The following is a 22336-nucleotide window of genomic DNA, read 5'->3' on the forward strand; positions in this document are numbered from 1 at the left end:
GAACGGAGTCGAGGGCCGGGCACCACGTCGTGCCGGACGGCGACGACCGTCTCGGCGCGAGCCGCGTGTCACCGCCGGCGCGAGCCGCGTGTCACCGCCGGTGTGGACCGCGTGTCACCCTCGACGTGCCCGGCGACCAGCGCGCGCCCCGACAGCGCGGCGGATCGACATCCCGGCCTGCGCTCCCCCGGCGGACGTCGCCGCGGGCGGTGCCGGGCACCGTCGGAAGATTCTAGTGCCGGTGCAGACGAAGCCCCAACCGGTTATCGGCGGACCAGACGCAGCAGGCTGCGTCCCGACCGCGGGCGGCCGGCCGCCGTCTTCGTCAGGCGCGCACGATCGGTCAGCTTGACCCGTGGCCGGCCGGCCGCACGACCGGCCGCGCGCTCGGCCTCGTCGATCTCGTGCCAGCCGCTCAGTCCCACCCGGCTCGGGCGCCGCTGCCCGAGCAGGCGATCGAGTTCCCGCCGGCCGTACGCCGGCCGCGCGAGCCGACCGGCGTCGAAGTCGGCGAGCAGAGCCGCGACCGTTTCCTTGGCGCATGCCTTGTTGGTGCCGATCACGCCGCTCGGCCCGCGCTTGATCCACCCGGCGACGTACACGCCAGGTCCGGCCCCGGTGACCCGCCCGTCCTCGTTGGGAACGATCGCGCGCCGCTCGTCGAACGGCACCCCCGGGAGCGGAACCCCGCGGTAGCCGATCGAGCGCAGCACCAGCTGCGCGTCGAGATGCAGGGTCTGCTCGGTGGGGCGGGCGACGAGCGCACCGTCGTCGCCGGGGATCAGTTCGTTGCGCACCGCCCGCAGGCCCGTGACCCGGTCGGTGCCCTCGATCGCGGTGGGTGACACGAGGTAACGGAACACGATGCGCTTGTTCCCCGGCCGGGGTTCGCGGCGCGCGTACTCGCGGGCGAGCCGCATCCGCATCGCGACGGCGGGATCCGCCGCGGCGAGCTCCGCGCTGGCGGGGTCGAGGTCGAGCTCGGACTCGTCGACGACGACGTCGACCCCGTTCAGATCACCGAGGGCGAGGAACTCCGGATTGCTGTAGGCCGCCTGCGCCGGCCCTCGGCGGCCCAGCAGGACGACCTCGCGGATGTTGCTCCGGCGCAGCGCCTCGAGCGCGTGGTCGGCGATGTCGGTCCGGGCCAGCTCGTCGACGTCCATGGTGAGAATGCGGGCGACGTCGAGTGCGACGTTGCCGTTGCCGACGAGGACGGCGCGTTCACCGGAGAGATCGAAGACCCGGTCGGCGTAGTCGGGGTGGCCGTTGTACCAGGCGACGAACTCGGTGGCGGCATGGCTGCCGGGCAGGTCCTCGCCGGGAATGCCGAGACTGCGGTCGGCGGACGCGCCGGTGGCGTAGACGACGGCGTGGTGATGGGCGAGCAGCTCGTCGTGGTCGATGTCGCGGCCCACCTCGACGTCGAGGTGCAGGGCGAACGCCTCGCGACGGAACGACCACTCGAACGACTCGGTGACAGCCTTCGTCCCGGGATGGTCGGGCGCGACGCCGCTGCGGACCAGGCCCCAGGGGGTCGGCAGCCGGTCGAACATCTCCACCTCGACATTCGAGCGCTCGAGTAGTTCCTGCGCGGCGTAGCACGCCGCCGGCCCGGCCCCGACAACCGCGACGCGCAGAGTCTCCTGCCCCCGGGGCGGGGCGGGCGTCGGGGTGAGCGGGTTCCAGTTCTCGGGCATCGGATGCGCCGTGTAGTACTCCGCGTTGATGTCCTTGAACCGGGTCTGAGCCTCGGTGAGCCGGTCCTCGGGGAAGATCGCCTCGACCGGGCAGGCGTCCGCGCACGCGCCGCAGTCGATGCAGGTCTGCGGATCGATGTGCAGCATCTCGGTCTGTGCGAACTCCCGCTCCTCCGGAGTGGGATGGATGCAGTTCACCGGGCACACGGCGACGCAGCTCGCATCGTTGCAGCACGTCTGGGTGATCACGTAGGCCATGTCGCGTCCTCGAAGAGCCGGGACCGGATTTCATGTGACATCCGGTAACAGTTATATCGACTGTAGCCTCGGGGTCCGCCGCTCGCAAGATTCGCTGCGGGCCTGCCCCGCAACTGTCAGAATCGGCGGGGCCCGACGAAGACCAGGGGGACGCATGGGTTCGGATACCGCCGCGGGAGCGGCACCTACGGATACCGCCGCGGCAGCGGCACCGGGAAAGCACGTACCCGAGGACGCCTGGGCGCAGCCCCTCGCCACCGCTCCCCCGCCCGACGACGCGTTCCGGTCCACGCGCACGGTGCGCACCGGCGACGTCGACAGCCGGGAACGGCTCCGGCTCGACGGCGTGGCCCGTTACCTGCAGGACATCGGCACCGACAACCTCGACGCCGTCGACGCCACCGACACCGATCCGCTGTGGATCGTGCGCCGCACCGTCGTCGACGTGCACCGGCCGGCCCGCTTCCGGGAACAGCTCGAACTGCGCCGATGGTGTGACGCCCTGTCCACGCGATGGGCCAACGTCCGTGTGCGGTTCGAGGGCACCGGCGGCGCCGCGATGGACACGTCGGCGTTCTGGATCAACATCGGGCCCACCAACGGCATGCCGGCTCGGATCAGCGACCGGCTCTGGGAACACATGGCTCGTCACGCCGCGGACACCCGTCTGCGGTGGCGGGCATGGTTGCCGCCCACGCCGTCCGCAGACGCCGACGCCGGCACGCACTTCCCGCTGCGGGCCACCGACATCGACCCGTTCGACCACGTCAACAACGCCGCCTACTGGCACGGCATCGAGGAGCACCTCGCCGGACGGCCGGAGTTGCAGACGGCCCCGTATCGTGCGGCGATCGAGCATCTTCGACCGGTTGTCGCCGGCGACACGCTCGTCCTGCGCGCCCGGCACGACGCCGACTCGCTGACCCTGTGGTTCACGGTCGACGACGAGGTGCGGGCGGTGGCACGCGTCGGCCGCCGGTGAACGTCACCGCCTAGGGTGAACCCATGACCCGCACCCTGATCCTGTTGCGGCACGGGAAGTCCGCGTACCCGGACGACGTCGCCGATCACGAGCGCCCGCTCGCCCCCCGCGGGCGGCGCGAGGCCGGTCTCGCCGGGCGCTGGCTGCGGGCCCACCAGCCCCCCGTCGACGCGGTGCTGTGTTCGACCGCGACGCGGGCCCGCAAGACGCTCGCAGAGGCCGCCGTCGAGGCGTCCACCGACTTCCTCGACGACCTCTACGAGACCACACCGGAGCGGGTGGTCGCCGCGATCCGCCGGGTCCCGGACGACGTGTCCACGCTGCTCGTCGTGGGACACGAGCCCGTCCTGTCGGCGACGACGCTGTTGCTCTCGGCCGACCACGACTCCGACGCCGCCCGTCAGATCGTCGAGAAGTTCCCGACTTCCGCCGTGGCGGTGCTCGAGGTGCGCGGGACGTGGCACGACCTCGGTGCCGGTGAGGCCGCCCTGGTCGACTTCCACATCCCGCGCTGACCGGGAACGGCCGCTACTGCACGGCGGCGAGCCGCCCCTACTGCACCGCGGCGAGCCGCCCCTACTGCACCGCGGCGAGCCGCCCCTACTGCACCGCGGCGAGCCGCCCCTACTGCACCGCGGCGAGCCCCTACTTCACCGCGGCGGCGAGCGCCTCCAGGTAGGCATCTATCCCCCAGGTCAGGGACAGGACCGTGGGGGGCGACACCGCGGCGATCAGCTCGGTGCCGTTCACCGTCGCCACCCTGCCTTCGGTGACCTGCTGCATGGTCTGCGCCCACGGCTGGGCGAGGGTGCGTTCCTGCGCTGCGGCGTCGTCGGCGTAGGAGAGGAGGATGTCGCTGGTGAGCTTGCCGACCTCCTCGAAGCTCATCGTGAAGTAGAAGCTGGACTCGTCCGTGCTCAGTTCGGTGACGCTCGGGGCGCTGACGAGACCGAGGTCGGTGAGGAACTCCACCCGCGAATCGGCGGGCTTGTAGACGTAGAACGTGTCACCCGTGTCCCATACCGCGGCGACGGTGCGGCCCTGCAACTGCGGGTACGCGGCGGCCTTGTCGGCGATGATCGCCTCGGTGTCGGCGATCAGGCGCTCGGCGTCGGCGGACCGGCCCAGCGCCTGCCCGACCGTGGAGACGACGTCACGCCACGGGGTGGCCCACGGCTCACCGGGGTACGCGACGGTGGGAGCGATCCGGCTGAGGGTGTCGTACTGATCCTGGGTGAGCCCGGAGTAGTTGGCGAGGATGACGTCCGGGCGGGCCGCCGCGATCTGCTCGACCGGCACGTCCGTGCCGTCGTTCTGCAGGATCGTCGGTGTCTCGGCACCGAGTTCGGTGAGCTCGTCTCCGATCCACGGCAGGACACCCTGCTCGTCACCGCCGTACGGCTGTGCCGGCATGGCGACGGGGACGACCCCGAGCGCGAGCGCGGCGTCGGTGCTCCCGAAGCCCCACGTGACCACCCGTTCGGGTTCGGTCTCGATCGTGGTGCTGCCGAGGGCGTGCTCGATCGTCACGGGGAACGCGCCCGCGCCCGAGCCGGATGCCTCGGAGGGGTCGTCGCCGCCCGACGAGCACGCGGTCAGGACGAATGCGAGGGCGAGACCGGCTGCGGCAAGCAATCTCGGGATTCGGGTCGACGGCACTGGCGTTCCCTTCGATTAATTAGGAGTGCCTACCCAAACTAGCGGATCGACTGGGTCGCCGCGCGGGTACCCCCGGAACCCAGAAGGCCCCGCCCCCGAAGAGAAGAGGGCGGGACCTTCGTGGCTACGGCAGGTGCCTGACCGCGGCCGGCGAACCGGCTGCGGTGACGGCTCTACCGGTAGTCGCTGGAGTAACCGTAGTCGTCGAGCGGAACCGCAGCGCCGGTGTTCTGGCCGAAGCCCTCCGGCGAGTAGTACTGATCCTCGTACGACGGGATCGCGTACGCGGCCGCGCGGGCCTCCTCGGTCGGCTGCACCTGGATGTTCCGGTACCGGTTGATGCCGGTGCCGGCCGGGATCAGCTTGCCGATGATCACGTTCTCCTTCAGACCGATCAGCTTGTCCGAGCGGCAGTTGATCGCCGCGTCGGTCAGCACGCGAGTGGTCTCCTGGAACGACGCCGCCGACAGCCACGAATCGGTGGCCAGCGACGCCTTCGTGATGCCCATGAGCACGGGACGGCCGGCAGCCGGCTCCCCGCCCTCGGCGACGACGCGCCGGTTCGAGGCCTCGAACTCGCTGCGCTCGACCAGCGATCCGGGGAGGAACTCCGTCGACCCCGAGTCGATGATCGTCACGCGGCGCAGCATCTGGCGCACGATGACCTCGATGTGCTTGTCGTGGATCGACACACCCTGGCTGCGGTACACCTCCTGGACCTCGTTGACGAGGTGGACCTGCACCTGGCGCGGTCCCATGACCCGCAGCACCTCGTGCGGATCGGCCGCACCCTCGAGCAGCTGCTGACCGACCTCCACGTGGTCGCCGTCCGCGAGGACACCTTCGGTGCCGTCCGCCTTACGGATGACGTGCAGACGCTGACGCTTCGACAGCTTGTCGTACACGACCTCCTCGCCACCGTCGTCCGGGACGATGGTGATCTTGTAGAAGCGGTCGTCGTCCTCGAGTCGCACGCGGCCGGAGACGTCGGCGATGGGCGCCTTGCCCTTCGGAACGCGGGCCTCGAACAGCTCCTGCACTCGGGGCAGACCGCCGGTGATGTCCTCACCGACGCCACCCTGGTGGAACGTACGCATCGTCAGCTGCGTGCCGGGCTCACCGATGGACTGGGCTGCGACGATACCGACGGCCTCGCCGATGTCGACGAGTTTGCCGGTCGCCATCGAGCGGCCGTAGCAGGTGGCGCACACGCCGGTACCGGTGTCGCAGGTCAGCACGGAGCGGACCTTGACCTTCCGGATGCCGGCGGCCAGCAGGGCCTCGATCGCCGGGTCGCCGAGGTCGCTGCCCCGGGTGACGACGACGTTGCCGTCCGCGTCGACCGCATCGGTGGCCAGCGTACGGGCGTACGTGCTGGTCTCGATGTGGGCGTCGCGCACCAGACGACCGGTCTCGGCGCCCGTCCCGTCCCGCTCGGGCTCGGCGATGATCATCTCGATGCCGCGCGGCGTGCCGCAGTCGGTCTCGCGGACGATGACGTCCTGCGACACGTCCACCAGACGACGGGTCAGGTAACCCGAGTCGGCGGTACGCAGCGCGGTGTCGGCCAGACCCTTACGCGCACCGTGGGTGTTGATGAAGTACTCGAGCACGGTCAGGCCCTCGCGGAACGAGGACTTGATCGGACGCGGGATGAACTCGCCCTTCGGGTTCGTCACCAGACCCTTCATGCCCGCGAGCGAGCGGATCTGGGTCATGTTGCCCGCGGCGCCGGACTTCACGATCGTCGGGATCGGGTTGTCGTCCGGGTAGTGCGCCTCCATGGCCTGACCGACCTCTTCGGTCGCCTCCTGCCACAGCTTGACGAGCGAGTCGCGCCGCTCCTCCTTCGAGAGGGCACCACGAGCGAACTTGCGCTCGAGCTGATCCGCCGACGCCTCGTAGCGTTCGAGGATCTCCTTCTTCTCCGGCGGCACCAGCACGTCGGCCATCGACACGGTCACACCCGAACGGGTGGCCCAGTAGAAGCCGGCGTCCTTGAGCTTGTCGACGGTCTGCGCGACGACGATCATCGGGTAGCGCTCGGCGAGATCGTTGATGATCGCGGCCTGGCGCTTCTTCGGCATGACGTCGTTGACGAAGCCGTAGTTCACCGGCAGCAGCTCGTTGAACAGCACGCGACCGAGCGTGGTCTGCACGGTCCAGCCGTCGCCGTAGTTCCAGCCGTCGGGGAACAGCTCCGTCTCGAGGTCCTTCGGCGGCCGCTGCCGCTCCAGGCGCACCTTGATGGGGGCCTGCACCGACAGCACACCGCGGTCCACGGCCATGATCGCCTCGGCGGGAGACGAGTACACGCCCTGCTCCGGCTCACCGTCGGTGGCCGGCCGGTACGCGCCGGGCGCGTCCTCGACCAGGCGGGTCAGGTGGAACAGACCCGTCACCATGTCCAGACGCGGCATGGCGAGCGGACGACCCGATGCCGGCGACAGGATGTTGTTCGACGACAGCATCAGCACGCGGGCCTCGGCCTGCGCCTCCGCGGACAGCGGCAGGTGCACGGCCATCTGGTCGCCGTCGAAGTCGGCGTTGAACGCCTCACACACCAGCGGGTGCAGCTGGATGGCCTTGCCCTCGACGAGCTGCGGCTCGAACGCCTGGATGCCGAGACGGTGCAGCGTGGGAGCACGGTTGAGCAGCACGGGGTGCTCGTTGATGACCTCTTCGAGCACGTCCCACACCTGCGGACGCTGCCGCTCGACCATCCGCTTGGCGGACTTGATGTTCTGCGCGTGGTTCAGATCGACCAGACGCTTCATCACGAACGGCTTGAACAGCTCGAGGGCCATCAGCTTCGGCAGACCGCACTGGTGCAGCTTGAGCTGCGGGCCGACGACGATGACCGAACGGCCCGAGTAGTCGACACGCTTGCCGAGCAGGTTCTGACGGAACCGGCCCTGCTTGCCCTTGAGCAGGTCGGACAGCGACTTGAGCGGACGGTTGCCCGGGCCGGTGACCGGCCGGCCGCGACGGCCGTTGTCGAACAGCGCGTCCACCGACTCCTGCAGCATCCGCTTCTCGTTGTTGACGATGATCTCGGGGGCACCGAGGTCGATCAGTCGCTTGAGGCGGTTGTTGCGGTTGATGACGCGGCGGTACAGGTCGTTGAGATCGGAGGTCGCGAAGCGGCCACCGTCGAGCTGCACCATCGGGCGCAGCTCCGGCGGGATCACCGGCACCGCGTCGAGGACCATGCCCATGGGCGAGTTGCCGGACTGCTGGAAGGCCGCGACGACCTTCAGGCGCTTGAGGGCGCGCAGCTTCTTCTGGCCCTTGCCGCTGCGGATCGTCTCGCGCAGCGACTCGGCCTCGGCGTCGATGTCGAAGTTCTCGATGAGCTTCTGGATCGACTCGGCGCCCATCGCACCCGTGAAGTACTCGCCGTAGCGGTCCTGCAGCTCCCGGTAGAGCAGCTCGTCGACGATCAGGTCCTTCGGCTTGAGCTTGGTGAAGGTGTTCCAGATCTCCTCGAGCCGGTCCAGCTCGCGCTGGGCACGGTCACGCAGCTGACGCATCTCGCGCTCGCCGCCGTCCTTGACCTTGCGGCGGACGTCGGACTTGGCACCCTCGGCCTCGAGCTCGGCCAGGTCGGCTTCCAGCTTCTGCGCGCGTGCCTCGAGGTCGGCGTCGCGCTGGTCGGCGACGGACTTCTTCTCGACCTCCATCTCGGCTTCGAGGGTCGAGAGCTCGTTGTGGCGCAGTTCGTCGTCCACGGCCGTGATGACGTACGCGGCGAAGTAGATGATCTTCTCGAGATCCTTCGGCGCCAGGTCGAGCAGGTAACCGAGGCGGCTCGGCACACCCTTGAAGTACCAGATGTGCGTGACCGGCGCGGCGAGCTCGATGTGGCCCATGCGCTCGCGGCGCACCTTGGCGCGAGTCACCTCGACGCCGCAGCGCTCACAGATGATGCCCTTGAAGCGGACACGCTTGTACTTGCCGCAGTAGCACTCCCAGTCCCGGGTGGGGCCGAAGATCTTCTCGCAGAAGAGGCCGTCCTTCTCGGGCTTGAGCGTGCGGTAGTTGATGGTCTCCGGCTTCTTGACCTCACCGTACGACCAGTTGCGGATGTCCTCCGCAGTGGCCAAGCCGATGCGGAGTTCATCGAAGAAGTTGACGTCGAGCACGTAACTTCCTTTCCCCTTCACGGGTTTTGTTGCTGCTAGTTGTCGCTGTTGCTGCCGGGGCCCGACGAGATGCAGTCCGCCGTGCGGGAGTGCATCTCATCGGGTCGGCTCCTAGTTCGCGAGGTCGTCGACCGTGGCCGACTCGTTGCGGGAAAGGTTGATGCCCAGGTTGGCCGCCGCCCGCTCGAGGTCCTCGTCGTCGCCGTCGGCCATCGCGATGGCCGCGCCGTCGCTGGAGAGCACCTCCACGTTCAGGCACAGCGACTGGAGTTCCTTGAGGAGCACCTTGAAGGACTCGGGGATACCCGGCTCCGGGATGTTCTCGCCCTTGACGATGGCCTCGTAGACCTTCACGCGGCCCACCACGTCGTCCGACTTGATGGTGAGCAGCTCCTGCAGCGTGTACGCGGCACCGTAGGCCTGCATGGCCCAGCACTCCATCTCACCGAACCGCTGGCCACCGAACTGCGCCTTACCACCGAGCGGCTGCTGGGTGATCATCGAGTACGGGCCGGTCGAACGGGCGTGGATCTTGTCGTCGACCAGGTGGTGCAGCTTGATGATGTACATGTAGCCGACCGACACCGGGTACGGGAACGGCTCGCCGGAACGGCCGTCGAACAGCGTCGCCTTGCCGTCCGCGCCGACCATGACCTCGCCGTCGCGGTTCGGCAGCGTCGAGCCGAGCAGACCCGTCAGCTCGTCCTCGCGGGCACCGTCGAACACCGGGGTGGCGATGTTGGTGTCCGGATCGGCGGCGAGCATGTCGTCGGACAGGTTCTTCGCCCACTCGGGACGCTCACCGTCGCCGGCGACCTGGACGTTCCAGCCGGCCTTGCCGATCCAGCCGAGATGCGTCTCGAGGATCTGGCCGATGTTCATACGACGCGGGACACCGTGCGTGTTGAGGATGATGTCCACCGGGGTGCCGTCGGGCAGGAACGGCATGTCCTCCTGCGGGAGGATCTTGCCGATGACGCCCTTGTTGCCGTGCCGGCCGGCGAGCTTGTCGCCGTCCTGGATCTTGCGCTTCTGCGCGACGTACACGCGGACGAGCTCGTTGACACCCGGGGGCAGATCGTCGTCGTCCTCGCGCGAGAACACGCGGACGCCGATGACCTTGCCGGTCTCGCCGTGGGGCACCTTCAGCGACGTGTCACGCACCTCGCGGGCCTTCTCACCGAAGATCGCGCGCAGCAGCCGCTCCTCCGGGGTCAGCTCGGTCTCGCCCTTCGGGGTGACCTTGCCGACGAGGATGTCGCCGTCGCGCACCTCGGCGCCGATGCGCACGATGCCGCGCTCGTCCAGGTCCGCGAGGACCTCGTCCGAGACGTTCGGGATGTCGCGGGTGATCTCCTCGGCACCGAGCTTGGTGTCGCGGGCGTCGATCTCGTGCTCCTCGATGTGGATCGAGGTGAGCACGTCCTCCTCGACGAGGCGCTGCGACAGGATGATCGCGTCCTCGTAGTTGTGGCCTTCCCACGGCATGATCGCCACGAGGAGGTTCTTGCCGAGCGCCATCTCACCGTTCTCGGTGCAGGGGCCGTCGGCGAGGACCTGACCGGACTCGACGCGCTGCCCCTCGTCCACGATCGGCCGCTGGTTCGAGCAGGTGCCCTGGTTCGAACGGTCGAACTTGCGCAGACGGTAGGTGCGGCGGGTGCCGTCGTCCGCCATCACGGTGATGAAGTCGGCCGAGACCTCCTCGATCACGCCGGACTTCTCGGTGACGACGACGTCGCCCGCATCGACGGCGGCACGCAGCTCCATGCCGGTACCGACGACCGGGGCCTCGTTGCGCACCAGCGGCACGGCCTGACGCTGCATGTTCGCACCCATGAGGGCACGGTTGGCGTCGTCGTGCTCGAGGAACGGAATCATGGCCGTGGCCACGGACACCATCTGCCGCGGCGAGACGTCCATGTAGTCGACCTCGGTCGCCGCGACGAATTCGACCTCGCCGCCCTTCTTGCGGACGAGGACGCGCTCCTCGCTGAAGCGGCCGTCGGCGTCGACCGGCGAGTTGGCCTGCGCCACGACGTGGCGGTCCTCCTCGTCGGCGGTGAGGTAGTCGACCTGGTCGGTGACGATGCCGTTCTCGACCTTGCGGTACGGGGTCTCGATGAAACCGAACGGGTTGACCCGCGCGTACACCGACAGGGAGCCGATCAGGCCGATGTTCGGGCCTTCCGGGGTCTCGATCGGGCACATGCGGCCGTAGTGCGAGTGGTGGACGTCGCGGACCTCGAGGCCGGCGCGCTCACGGGACAGACCACCCGGGCCGAGCGCCGAGAGGCGGCGCTTGTGGGTCAGGCCCGACAGCGGGTTGTTCTGGTCCATGAACTGCGACAGCTGGGAGGTTCCGAAGAACTCCTTGATCGCGGCCACGACGGGACGGATGTTGATCAGCGTCTGCGGCGTGATGGCCTCGACGTCCTGAGTGGTCATCCGCTCACGGACGACGCGCTCCATGCGGGACAGGCCGACGCGGATCTGGTTCTGGATGAGCTCGCCGACGGTGCGCAGGCGACGGTTGCCGAAGTGGTCGATGTCGTCGACCTCGACGGGAACCTCGACGCCGCCCGGCGCCGTCATGGTGGTCTCCCCCGCGTGCAGGCGCACCAGGTACTCGATGGTGGCGACGATGTCTTCCTCGGTGAGGGTCGACGCCTCGATCGGCTGGCCGGCGTTCAGGCCCAGCTTCTTGTTGATCTTGTAACGTCCCACGCGCGCCAGGTCGTAGCGCTTGTCCTTGAAGAAGAGGTTCTCCAGCAGGGTCTGCGCGCTCTCCTTGGTGGGCGGCTCGCCCGGGCGCAGCTTGCGGTAGATGTCGAGCAGGGCCTCGTCGGTGCCGGCCGTGTTGTCCTTCTCGAGAGTGGACATCATGATCTCGGAGAAGCCGAAGCGCTCGACGATCTGCTCGTTGGTCCAGCCGAGCGCCTTGAGCAGCACGGTGACCGGCTGGCGGCGCTTGCGGTCGATCCGCACGCCGACGGTGTCGCGCTTGTCGACGTCGAACTCGAGCCACGCGCCGCGGCCCGGGATCACCTTGACGCTGTGCAGGTCCTTCTCGGTGCTCTTGTCGACCGCGCGGTCGAAGTACACGCCCGGGGAACGCACCAGCTGCGAGACGACGACGCGCTCGGTGCCGTTGATGATGAAGGTGCCCTTGTCGGTCATCATCGGGAAGTCACCCATGAAGACCGTCTGGCTCTTGATCTCGCCGGTGTTGTTGTTGATGAACTCGGCAGTGACGAACAGCGGCGCCGCGTACGTCATGTCCTTGTCCTTGCACTCCTCGACGGAGGCCTTGACCTCGTCGAAGCGCGGGTCGGAGAAGGACAGGGACATCGACCCGGAGAAGTCCTCGATCGGAGAGAGCTCCGCCAGGATCTCCTCGAGGCCGCCGACGACGGGACCGTCACCGCGTTCGGCAGCGAGCGCGCGCCAGCGCTCGGAGCCGATCAGCCATTCGAAGGAATCTGTCTGTAGATCGAGGAGCCCGGGGACTTCGAGAGGTTCGCGAATCTTTGCGAACGAGACCCTCTTCGGGGCTCCGGGGATTCCGGCAACTGCCTTGGTCTGGCTAGAGACTGCCAAGATGCGTCCTTCCAGCACCTCACGCGGGCCGCTCCAACCGGTGCGACCGCCGCTGTACCTGCTTCTTCATGTGGGGCGTTATCGCTGGTTGCGACCCGAACGACAACCCCACCGCGAAGTCGGCGGAACGGGCCCCGGAGGGCAACGCTCCCCGCGATGCGGTCGAGAGATGGACAGGAGGCAGCCAGCGCAAAGTCCGAACTTACACCCAAAAGTCGCAGATGTCGAGCGACGGCACGAAAAGAAGCGCCCGACCCCGGGCGCCCAGGACGCATGTTCGTGCGTGCGTACCGATAGAGTGACCGCTCACGCCGCCCGCGTCAAGAGCAACCGGGCCGATTCCCGGTCGGCGCGCTCGTCAGCTGTCCCGGATCTCCGAGACCAGCCACTTGCCGTCGATCTTCTCCATCCGCACCAGAAGCGGCGCCGACGCACTGCCCTGGGCGACCGCGTCGCCGGTCGCGCTGACACTGATGAACGCCGCGACCTCGGCCCGGTCGTCGTCGAGCATCGACGCACCGATGTGGTCGATGCGCACCTCCGTCGCGGTGTGCGTCTGCACCGCCGCCTGCTTGGTGACCTCCGCGGTCAGATCGAACTCCTCCCGCATCGGCGGGGTGAGGACCTCGCGGATCTCGGCGAAGTCCTCGTCGATCGTCTCGTAGTTGTAGCCGTGCATCGTCTCGATCGCATTGCCGGCAGCGGCGGTGACCTCGGACGTCGCGGTGCTGTCGACCCACGCCTCGTTGCTCACCGTCGCGCCGGGACGGGCGGCCGCGACCGCGGCGAACGCACCGAGCGCGAGCGCGGCCCCGCCGACGATCGCCACCGCACGCCAGCTGCCGCGCGAGGCGGTGCCGGCGGCCTGCGCTGCCGGCTCCTCCGCGTCCCCACCGTCGTCGACGGGCGCCGGTTCATGCGGCTCCGGGGCGCTCGTCCGGTCGGATCCGGAGCCCGGCCCCGCCGGGGCCGCCGAGGACCCGGTCGCTTCGGCGGCCGCCGTTCCCGCTCCCGCCGTCGGAGCCGGGGGGGACTCGGGCGGGGTCGGCTCGAGCGGGGTGGACTCGGGCGAGGGGGACTCCGGCGGGGTGGGTCCGCTCGGGGTGGGCCCGGTGGCCTCGGGGCGGACGGCACCGCCGGTCCGGCCCGTCCCCGCGATCTTGGGCCGTCGCCCCCTCGGGGGGCCGGCCGGATTGGGCTTGCGACGCTGCGGGGGCACTACACACTCTCCTTCATCGGCTCACTCGCCTGCGGCGGGACCGGGTTCGGCCGGGGGCACGGGGGCGGGTTCGGCCGGGGGCACGGGGGCGGGTTCGGGCGGCGCGGGTTGCTGCGCGCCCTCCGCCGGCCCGGCACCGAGCTGCACCGAGTCCAGCGGCTGGATCGTCTCCGCCTTCCACACGTCGCCGTCCTTGCGCATCGCCACGTTCACGGTGACCTTGTTCTCGACGAAGTTGTCGGGCCAGGTGGTCTTCACCGCCAGGACGATCAGGGCCTGCGCCGTGTCGGCGTCCGTGTCCAGCGCGGTCAGCGAACCGAACAGCACGTCTGCCGACATGCCCGTGCCCGTCTGGGCCACCTGCTCCCGGATCTGCTGCTCCGTCGCGGCCAGATCGTTGTTCAGGGCCTCGCCGGTGATCGACGACCGCATGTTCTCGATCGACGTGTCGACGTCGGCGGCGTCGACACTGTTGAGGTTGATCGCGGCCTGCATCGCCCCGGACAGGGCCGCGTCCCGCGCCTCGGCCGCCGGACGGTCCACGAGCAGGGCCCGCCCCCACCCGAAGCCGAACCAGGCGGCCGCGACGAGGGCGACCACCGCCAGCACGCTCACCACTGCCAGAACGATCCTGCGTATCGTGTCGCCGCCCGCCCCCGCCGTCTGCGGGGGACGGGACGTCGTTTCTGAACTCACTGCACCAACCTACTTACCTACTTCGGGGTGACTCCGAGCAGCGGCGCGAGCTGCGTCGCGATCGGATTCAAATTGAGCTTGTCCGGGTCCTTCTTCGGCGTGAAGTCCCACGGCTGGATCGTGGCCGGGTCGGCGAACACGATCCGGTTCGCGCTCCGCACGCCGGTGACGCTGCCCTGCGGGACCTCGCAGGATGCCTCCGTGTTGAACGGGAAGTCCTGCTGGGTGTCGTCGAAGTTGGGATCCCGGCGCTGCATCTCGTCGAGGATCGCCTGGGTGCCCTCGTACCCGATGGTGCACGACGGCGGGTTGTTCGTCTCGAACAGGATGCCCAGCCGGACCGCACCGTCGCCGGGCGCCACGGTCCCGGCGCTGGCCGCGACGGCCGGCAGGAACGCGAGCAGCGGCTGCAAGGCCACCGCCTGCGGGCCGAGCTTGTCGCCGAGCAGCGCCAGGTTCGTCAGGTTCGCCGTCAGGCCGGGGCCCGAGTCCGCGACCAGCTGCGTGAGTTCCTCGCTCGCCGCCGTCCCGGTCTCGAGGAGGCGACGGACGTCCGGGTCGCTGTCGCGCAGCTGCGCGGTCACCAGGTCCAGATCCGCACTGAACTGCCGGATCGCCGACGCCTGCACCGACTGGGTGTCGAGCACGGTCTGGCTGTCGCGGATCAGCGACACCGTCTGGGGCAGGTACTGCACTCCGGCGTCGCTGAGCTGGGCCAGAGAGTCCACGAGGGTCTGCAGCTGGCCGCCGCGGCCGTCGAACGCGGCCCCCAGTTCGGTCACCACCGTGCGCAGCGAGTCCACCGGCACCGACCGGACGAGCGCGTTCGTGCTCACCAGGAGGTCCTGCACCGGCACCGGCACGTCGGTGGCGTCCTCCCCGATCACCGAGCCTTCCTCGAGGTAGGGACCCTCGTCGGTGTCCGGCAGCAGGTCGACGTACTGCTCGCCGATCGCCGAGCGGTTCGCCACCACGGCACGGGTGGACGCGGGGATCTGCGGCCCGCCGTTGTCGAGGAGGAGGGTGACGTCGATGCCGTCCTCGGTCAGACCGAGTTCCCCGACCCGCCCGACCGGCACGCCCCGGTAGGTGACCTCGGCGTTGGTGAAGATGCCCCCCGAATCGGCGAACCGGGCGTGGACGGTGTACTGCCCGAACCCGAGCAGGTTGTCGAGGCGCACGTACCGCGCGCCGACGAAGACCACGCCGAGCAGCGCGATCACCACGAACGCGACGATCTGTACCCGCAGCAATCGCGATTTCATCATCGCCCTCCCCCGACTCCGAGCTGGTTGAGCAGGCCTTCCAGCGGATTGGCCGGCGCTGCACCGGAGTCCGGCGCCGCGGCGGGCAGGCCGGGCAGCGTCACCCCCGGCGGCAGTTCGAGTCCCGCCGGCAGCCTCGGCTCCGGGAGCTCCGGCAGCAGCGAGACCGTGGGCCAGCCCCGTCTCGGCCCGTTGCCGTTGTAGTACGGATTCGACGGATCCACGACGGGCTTGGGCTCACCGAACTTGGGCTGCCGGTAGACCGGTTCACCCTGTCCGACGCCGAGCGAGGCCAGCGCGTCCCCGATCTGCATGTCCACAGCGAGGAACAGGTTGACCGAGCCACCGAGGGCGATCCTCTCGACCCCGTCCGGGAAGGGCACCGTCGGGATGAACGGCAGCGCCTTCACCAGGTCGTCCCCGGACGCGGCGAGCTGCTGCAGCGTGGGGCGCAGGGCCAGCAGGTCGGCGATCAGGTTCTCCTTGGACTGGTCGAGCACGTCGGTGCCCACGGTTCCCAGCCGGTCGAGCTGGACGAGCAGCTCGGTCAGCTGGGGACGCTGCTGCTCGAGCACCGCCGTGGCCACCGGCAGGTCGTCGAGGATCGCCGCGACCCGGTCGTTCTGCTCCGCGACCCGGACGGTGAGCACGTCGAGGCCGTCGAGGGCGCGGGTGATGTCGTCACGTTGCCGATCGAGACCGTCGATGAGCCGATCCGCCTGTTGCAGAAGGCTCTTCGTGGTGCCTTCGCGTCCCTCGAACGCGGTGGACAGCTCCTCGACCACGGGCTGCAACTGGCCGACGCCGCCACCGTTGAGCAGCAGCGAGAGCGCACCGAGTACGGGTTCGAGCTCCGTGGCGTGCCGGGTCCGGTCCAGCGGAATGACGTCGCCGTCGGCGAGCAGTTCACTCGACGGGTCGCTCGGCGGCGGAGTGAGCTGGACGAACTTCTCACCCAGCAGGCTGGTCTGTTCCACCGCGGCATACGCGTTGGCCGGCAACTCCACCGCCGAGTCCACCACGATCCCGACGTCCGCGGTCCACCCGTCGGGTCCCACGGACACCGTCTCCACCCGGCCGACGGGCACGCCGTCCACCTTGACGGTCGACTGCGGCACGAGGTCGAGCACGTCGTCGAACTGCACGGTCACGTGGATCGGGTCCGAACCGACGTCCGCGCCACCGGGCAGGGGCAGGCTCTCGGCGCCACCGCACGCGGACACCGCGAGGGCCGTCGCGCAGGCTCCGGCACCGAGAATCACCGAGCGTCTCACTGTCCGCCCTCCTCGAGGTTCAGGCGCTGGGATTCGACACCGGGCACGGTGCCGGGCACCACCTGACGCTGGATGTTCTCGCCGCTGAGGACACCGAACGGCAGGATCAGATCCGGGGTCCGGATGTCGTTGGTGATCTGTTCGGCGAGGCCGGAGCACTGATCGATCAGCGGCTGCATCTGTCGGCCCAGCTGCTCGAACCTCGGGTCGCCCGGCACGAGCCGACCGAGATCGATGAGCTTGCACATCACGCCGGCCGGGTCCTGCAGGTCGGTCACCACCAGACGGGAGGCGAGCGACCCGGATTCCGCGTCGTAGGAGTTGACCAGGTTGCTCACGGCCAGGGGCAGCAGGGTCAGCGAATTCACCAGTGAATCCCGGTTGGCAGCAAGGTTGTTCGTCACGGGGACCAGGGCGTCCACGTTGTCCTTCAGCGCCGCCTGATTGTCGTTCACGAACTGCGCGACCACCCCGAGCGACTCCGACAGCTGATTCAGCGCGAGCCCGAGGTTCTCCCGTTCACCGGCCAGGTAGCCCGACAGGTCCGACAGCTGGGTGTTGAACTCGCGCACCTGCTGATCGTTCGCCGCCAGCGCGGATACGAAGATCTGCAGGTTCTCGATGGTGCCGAACAGGTCACCCCGCGACTCGTTGAGCGTGCGCGACGCGGCGGAGAGCTGCTCGATGGTCTGGCCGAGCGCAGCACCGTTGCCCTCGAGGTTCTCGGCGCCGGTCTCCACGAATCGGGTCAGTGCCCCGTCCTTGTTCGCGCCCTCCGGGCCGAGAGCCCGCGACAGCTCGTCGACGCTGGCGTACAGCTCGTCCACCTCGACCGGGGTGGCGGTCCGTTCCCGCGGGATGACGGCGCCGTCGGCCATCGTCTCGCCACCGGTGTACGCGGGAGCGAGCTGCACGTAGCGGTCCGCGACGACCGACGGGGTGATCTGCACGGCTTTGGCGTCGGCGGGGATGTCGACGCCGCGGTCGACACGCATGTCCACCCGCACCTGGTCCCCTTCCGGGACGACCGCGGTGACCTTACCGACCTCGACGCCGAGGACCCGGACGTCGGACCCCTCGTACACGCCGACGGCCTTGTCGAAGTACGCGGTGATCTCGGTGGTGCCCATGCGGTTGAAGACCCACCACAGCACGCCCGCGATCAGCACCACGGCCGCGACGATCGCGGCGATCAGCACGATCGGGCCGCGCCGTGAGCCGCCACCGGACTCGGCATGCGACATCAGTTCTCTCCCAACGTGCGAACCGGATCGCGGTATCCGGGGATCTCGGGCAATCCGGGCGGAATGAGGTTGACGACGACCTGGTCGAACCAGCGGCCGTTGCCGACGACGTTCGAGTACAGCCGGACGAACGGCTCGTACAGCTTCATCGCCCGGTCCAGATCGTCGTTGCGGTCCTGCAGGATCTGGACGACACCCCGCAGCTGGTCGAGCGCCGGACCGATCGTCGCCTCGTTGTCACGGACCAGGCCGGTCAACTCCGCCGACAGCCGCTGCGTCCCCGTCAGCAGCTGTGAGATGGCCTGCTGGCGGTTGTTGAGTTCGGCGATCAGCAGCGCTCCGTCGCTGATCAGCCGGTTGAACTCCGCGTTCCGGTCCGCGAGGATCTGCGACGTCCGGCCGGTCGCCTCGAGCAGCCGCTTCAGTTCCTGGTCCCGGCTCGCCACCGTCTGCGACAGCCTGGTCACGCCGTCCAGCGAGGCCCGGATGTCGTCCGGTGTCTCGGAGAACGCCTCCGAGAGGGTGTCGAAGCTCGTGGCCAGCTGCTCGGAGTCGATCTCGCCCAGAGTGGTGGCCGCCGACGAGAACGCCTCGATCACGTCGTACGGGGCGACGGTGCGCGACAACGGAATCCGATCGTCCGGATCGAGCACCTCCGTGCCCCGCGGCTCCAGGGCGAGGTACTTCTGGCCCAGGATGGTCTTGATCTGGATCGAGGCGGAGGTGTCGTCGCCGAGCCAGGCGTCCTTGACCTTGAACGACACGAGCACCCGGTCACCGTCGAGCTCGATGTCGGTGACCTGGCCGACCTTGACGCCGGCGATGCGCACCTCGTTGGTGGGTTTGAGGCCGGCCGCCTCGGTGAACTCCGCGCGGTAGGTGGCGCCGGCCCCGATGATCGGCAGCGAATCCAGGAAGAAGGCCGACAGGGTGGCCAGCAGGACCACGAGAATCCCGAGGGCGCCGGACACGGCCGGACTGCGACGTCTGCTCATCGTCCCTGCAACTCCTGCATCCCGTCCTGCGTACAGCGCTTCGCAGCATTGGTGTAGATCGGCTGGTTCACCGTGGGAAGACCCGTCGGCAGATTCAGGTACGGAACCGAACCCGGACCGGCGATCACGTCGATGCCGCACAGGTAGAACTGGAACCACGACCCGTAGCTCGCGACCCGGCCCAGCTTCTCGAGCTTGACCGGAAGGGTCGCAAGGATCTCGTCGACCGCGTCGCGGTTGTTGTTCAGGTTCGCCCCGAGCTGCTCGACCGCCGTGATCGAACCGGCGATCGCCGGCCGGGTCGGCTCGAGCAGATCGGCCGTCGCGTCCGTCAGCCCGGCCAGCGACTGTACTGCCGCACCCACCGTGTCGCGGTCGGCGGCCAGTCCGCTCACCAGCGCCTGGGTGTTGACGAGCAGCGAGTCGAGCTGCGCGTCCCGCTCGTTGATGTTGGTGAGCACCGAGTTCAGGTTGTCGATGACCGCGCCGATCACCCGGTCCTTGTCGGCGATCGTGTTGGTCAGGCTCGCCGTCGTGCGCACCAGGTCGTCGATGGTCCCGGATTCGCCCTGGAACACCTGGACGATCTGCGAGGACAGCGTGTTGACGTCCTCGGCGCTGAGGGTCTGGAACAGGGGGCGGAAACCGTTGAACAGGGTGGTCAGGTTCACGGCCGGTTTGGTGCGTTCCAGCGGGATGGTGTCGCCGTCGGTCAGCTTCATCCCCTGCATGCCCTCACCCTGGTCGAGAGCGATGTACCGCTGGCCGACGAGCGTGCGGTAGCGGATCGTCGCCGTGGTCGCGGCGGGCAGCCAGTCCCGATCGGACACCGAGAACGTCACGCGCGCCTCGCTGCGGTCCACGATCTCGATCTCCTCGACCTGGCCGACGCGGACGCCGGCGATGCGGATGTCGTCACCCTCGTTGAGCGAGGTCACATCCGAGAAGATGGCGTGGAACTTCGTCCCGCCCCCGCCGCCGAGGCTCGCGATGGTCGCCGCGAGCATCCCGGTGGCGAAGATCGTGACCACGGCGAAGACGATCAGCTTGATCAGTGGTGCTGCCAGGCCTCTCATCGGAAGCTCACCTCCGTTCCACGCAGTGCGGGCGCACCCAGGCGCGTCGTCCAGGTCGGCACGTCCTCGGGCGCGATGCCCGTCGCCTCCCCGTACACGACGTCGAGGGCGTCCTGCTCGGCCCGGGACCCGGAGTACGCGACCTGCGCCGTCGCCGGGGTCGTCCCGATCAGCTCGCCGACGTCGTTCGGCACCCCGGACCCCTCGGGCGCCGGGAAATACGACATGGACTCCGGCCCCGGATTCCGGGACGGCACCTGGTAGGAACCGTCGTTGATCGAGCCGCCGGGGTACTGCGGGAAGAACCGTCCCGGGGCCGTGACGTTGTCGTAGCAGGTGGGGCCACGAGTGTCGAGCAGGCGCGGCTCGTCCTGGTTCGGCAGGTACCGGCCCTTCGGATTGACGAACTGGATGCTCGCCCGGACGCCGGGGAACGGGTCGTCGGCCGCGAGCACGCCGGCGGCGGCGGGCGCCGCGTCGGCGAAGCCCTTCAGCATGCACGGGTACGACGGCGAGTACCGCGCCAGCAGCTGCAGAGCCTGCTTGGAGTCGGCGGCGATGCTGATGATCGAGGCGGCGTTCTGTTCGAGCAGCCCGGCGGTCGCCGACGACGCTCCCGTCGCCGTGACGAGCAACGTCTCGAGCTGGTTCTCCTGCTCGACCACCGTGTTGCCGGTGGTGCGCAGGTTGTCGAGGGCACTGATCAGATCGGGCGCGGCGTCGGAGTAGGTCTGGGAGAAGTCCGCGAGTCCGCGCAGATCCTCCTGCACGGCCGGGAGTTCCACGTTGACCTCGCGGAACACCTGTTCGAGCCGGTCCACGGTCTGCCCGAGGGTCTCGCCGCGTCCGCTCAGGCCCTGGGCCAGGGCGCCCAGGGTGTTCGCGAGGTCCTGCGGCGGGATGGCCTCCAGGAGGGGCAGCAGGCCGTCGAGCACCTCGCCGAGTTCGACGGTCTCGGCGCTCGTGTCCTGCACCAGGGTGTCCCCTGCCTGGACCGGGCGCGCCGGCTGGTCCGGCAGGATCAGCGAGACGTACCGTTCGCCGAACAACGTCTTCGGCAGCAGCTGAGCGGTCGCGTTCGCGGGGATCAGGGCGGCCTTGTCCGGTTCGAGCGCGAGATGCGCGGTCACCGTCCCGCCCTCGGCCGTCGTGCCGCGCACCTCGCCGACGATCAGCCCCCGCACCTTGACGTCCGCGTTCATCGGCAGCGCGTTGCCGATCTCGTCGGTCACGAGGTCCACCTCGACGACCTTCTTGAAGGTCTTGTTGTACATAGCGATCGTGACGAACAGGAACAACCCCAGCACGACGAAGAACATGAGGCCGAGGACCCTCCGCTTGAGGGTCGAGGGAGTCGGGTTCATCCGGCCACCCTCACGGTCGTGGAGGTGCCCCAGATGGCGAGGCTGAGGAAGAAGTCGAGCACGGCGATCGTAACGATCGCGGTGCGGACGGCACGGCCGACAGCCACGCCGACGCCGGCCGGACCACCGCTGGCGTTGAAGCCGTAGTAGCAGTGGATGAGGATCAGGAAGAACGCGAAGACGAGCACCTTCGCGAACGAGTACAGCACGTCCTCCGGTGGCAGGAACAGGTTGAAGTAGTGGTCGTACGAACCCGACGACTGCCCGTTGAACATCGTGCTGATCACGCGTGTCGCGAGGTACGCGGCGAGCAGGCCGATGATGTAGAGCGGGATGACGGCGACGAAACCGGCGATCATCCGGGCGGTGACGAGAAACGGCACCGACGGCACCGCCATCACCTCGAGCGCATCGATCTCCTCGCTGATCCGCATCGCACCGAGCTGGGCGGTGAAACCACAGCCCACCGTCGCCGACAGCGCCAGCGCCGCGACGATCGGCGCGAGTTCGCGCGTGTTGACGTATGCCGACAGGAAGCCGGTGAGCACCGAGGAGCCGAGTTGCTCGAGGGCGGCATAGCCCTGCAGACCCACGACGACGCCGGTGAATCCCGACATCATCGCGATCACGCCGATGGTTCCGCCGATGACGGCGAGCGCGCCGCTGCCGAAGGTGACCTCGGCGAGCAGCCGCAGCACCTCCTTGCGGTAGTGGACGAGGGTGCGTGGGGTCCAGGCGATGGCCCGCGCGTAGAACGACATCTGGTCGCCTGCCCGATCCAGCATGTCGAGAGGAGCGCGCACGATTCTGCGCCCGCGGAGCCAGATGACATCTCCGCGGCCCTTTGCGATTGTCATCG

At 69.0% G+C, this 22336-nt stretch carries 15 protein-coding genes; 2 read left to right on the forward strand and 13 right to left on the reverse strand.

The window, feature by feature from the left end:
- Positions 1-263: 263 nt before the first annotated feature.
- Positions 264-1958 (reverse strand): FAD-dependent oxidoreductase, encoded by a 1695-nt coding sequence (locus tag F1734_RS19670; RefSeq protein WP_010592003.1) that lies wholly within the window; start codon positions 1956-1958, stop codon positions 264-266.
- A gap of 154 nt (positions 1959-2112) precedes the next feature.
- On the opposite strand from F1734_RS19670, the gene F1734_RS19675 reads away from it, so the two are divergent.
- Complete coding sequence (locus F1734_RS19675) at positions 2113-2940, forward strand: acyl-[acyl-carrier-protein] thioesterase (RefSeq protein ID WP_010592004.1); 828 nt, start codon at positions 2113-2115, stop codon at positions 2938-2940.
- Positions 2941-2963: 23 nt separating this feature from the next.
- Positions 2964-3455, forward strand: a complete 492-nt coding sequence (locus F1734_RS19680; protein WP_010592005.1) for a SixA phosphatase family protein — start codon at positions 2964-2966, stop codon at positions 3453-3455.
- Between the two features lie 130 nt (positions 3456-3585).
- Here F1734_RS19680 and F1734_RS19685 read toward each other — a convergent pair whose 3' ends face one another.
- The 12 genes from F1734_RS19685 to F1734_RS19740 all read right to left on the reverse strand — a co-directional run bounded on the left by F1734_RS19685 (position 3586) and on the right by F1734_RS19740 (position 22334).
- Positions 3586-4575: an iron-siderophore ABC transporter substrate-binding protein gene (locus F1734_RS19685; RefSeq protein ID WP_040272234.1), complete on the reverse strand. Its 990-nt coding sequence runs from the start codon at positions 4573-4575 to the stop codon at positions 3586-3588.
- A gap of 197 nt (positions 4576-4772) precedes the next feature.
- Positions 4773-8744 (reverse strand): DNA-directed RNA polymerase subunit beta', encoded by a 3972-nt coding sequence (locus tag F1734_RS19690; RefSeq protein ID WP_010592007.1) that lies wholly within the window; start codon positions 8742-8744, stop codon positions 4773-4775.
- A 111-nt stretch (positions 8745-8855) separates the two neighbouring features.
- Positions 8856-12362, reverse strand: coding sequence for a DNA-directed RNA polymerase subunit beta (gene rpoB / locus F1734_RS19695; protein WP_010592008.1), 3507 nt, complete (start codon positions 12360-12362; stop codon positions 8856-8858).
- Between the two features lie 340 nt (positions 12363-12702).
- Positions 12703-13563 (reverse strand): hypothetical protein, encoded by an 861-nt coding sequence (locus tag F1734_RS19700; protein WP_017680017.1) that lies wholly within the window; start codon positions 13561-13563, stop codon positions 12703-12705.
- A 21-nt stretch (positions 13564-13584) separates the two neighbouring features.
- Positions 13585-14181: a type II restriction endonuclease gene (locus F1734_RS19705; RefSeq protein ID WP_040271969.1), complete on the reverse strand. Its 597-nt coding sequence runs from the start codon at positions 14179-14181 to the stop codon at positions 13585-13587.
- Between the two features lie 95 nt (positions 14182-14276).
- Positions 14277-15524, reverse strand: a complete 1248-nt coding sequence (locus F1734_RS19710) for an MCE family protein (protein ID WP_040271967.1) — start codon at positions 15522-15524, stop codon at positions 14277-14279.
- Positions 15524-16798: an MCE family protein gene (locus F1734_RS19715; protein ID WP_026137590.1), complete on the reverse strand. Its 1275-nt coding sequence runs from the start codon at positions 16796-16798 to the stop codon at positions 15524-15526. The genes F1734_RS19710 and F1734_RS19715 overlap by 1 nt, the downstream gene beginning before the upstream one ends.
- The gene (locus tag F1734_RS19720; RefSeq protein WP_017680018.1) at positions 16795-18042 is read right to left on the reverse strand and encodes an MCE family protein; all 1248 of its coding nucleotides are present in this window, start codon (positions 18040-18042) and stop codon (positions 16795-16797) included. The genes F1734_RS19715 and F1734_RS19720 overlap by 4 nt, the downstream gene beginning before the upstream one ends.
- Positions 18042-19037 (reverse strand): MCE family protein, encoded by a 996-nt coding sequence (locus tag F1734_RS19725; RefSeq protein ID WP_010592014.1) that lies wholly within the window; start codon positions 19035-19037, stop codon positions 18042-18044. Before F1734_RS19725 ends, F1734_RS19720 begins: the two co-directional genes overlap by 1 nt.
- Positions 19034-20113 carry an MCE family protein gene (locus F1734_RS19730; protein WP_040271964.1) on the reverse strand — a complete coding sequence of 360 codons (1080 nt, stop codon included), beginning with the start codon at positions 20111-20113 and terminating at the stop codon, positions 19034-19036. The genes F1734_RS19725 and F1734_RS19730 overlap by 4 nt, the downstream gene beginning before the upstream one ends.
- Complete coding sequence (locus F1734_RS19735; RefSeq protein ID WP_010592016.1) at positions 20110-21477, reverse strand: MCE family protein; 1368 nt, start codon at positions 21475-21477, stop codon at positions 20110-20112. Before F1734_RS19735 ends, F1734_RS19730 begins: the two co-directional genes overlap by 4 nt.
- Entirely contained in the window at positions 21474-22334 is an 861-nt protein-coding gene (locus F1734_RS19740) for an MlaE family ABC transporter permease (protein WP_026137591.1), read from the reverse strand. The genes F1734_RS19735 and F1734_RS19740 overlap by 4 nt, the downstream gene beginning before the upstream one ends.
- Positions 22335-22336: the final 2 nt, after the last annotated feature.

This window comes from Rhodococcus ruber, from assembly GCF_016804345.1.
Taxonomy (GTDB): Bacteria; Actinomycetota; Actinomycetes; order Mycobacteriales; family Mycobacteriaceae; genus Rhodococcus; species Rhodococcus ruber.

Bases quoted from the DNA above. Each gene is read 5' to 3' on its own strand.
- F1734_RS19670 (WP_010592003.1), bottom strand. From the start codon at position 1,958: ATGGCCTACGTGATCACCCAGACGTGCTGCAACGATGCGAGCTGCGTC.
- F1734_RS19675 (WP_010592004.1), top strand. From the start codon at position 2,113: ATGGGTTCGGATACCGCCGCGGGAGCGGCACCTACGGATACCGCCGCG.
- F1734_RS19680 (WP_010592005.1), top strand. From the start codon at position 2,964: ATGACCCGCACCCTGATCCTGTTGCGGCACGGGAAGTCCGCGTACCCG.
- F1734_RS19710 (WP_040271967.1), bottom strand. From the start codon at position 15,524: ATGAAATCGCGATTGCTGCGGGTACAGATCGTCGCGTTCGTGGTGATC.
- F1734_RS19720 (WP_017680018.1), bottom strand. From the start codon at position 18,042: ATGTCGCATGCCGAGTCCGGTGGCGGCTCACGGCGCGGCCCGATCGTG.
- F1734_RS19725 (WP_010592014.1), bottom strand. From the start codon at position 19,037: ATGAGCAGACGTCGCAGTCCGGCCGTGTCCGGCGCCCTCGGGATTCTC.
- F1734_RS19730 (WP_040271964.1), bottom strand. From the start codon at position 20,113: ATGAGAGGCCTGGCAGCACCACTGATCAAGCTGATCGTCTTCGCCGTG.
- F1734_RS19735 (WP_010592016.1), bottom strand. From the start codon at position 21,477: ATGAACCCGACTCCCTCGACCCTCAAGCGGAGGGTCCTCGGCCTCATG.
- F1734_RS19740 (WP_026137591.1), bottom strand. From the start codon at position 22,334: ATGACAATCGCAAAGGGCCGCGGAGATGTCATCTGGCTCCGCGGGCGC.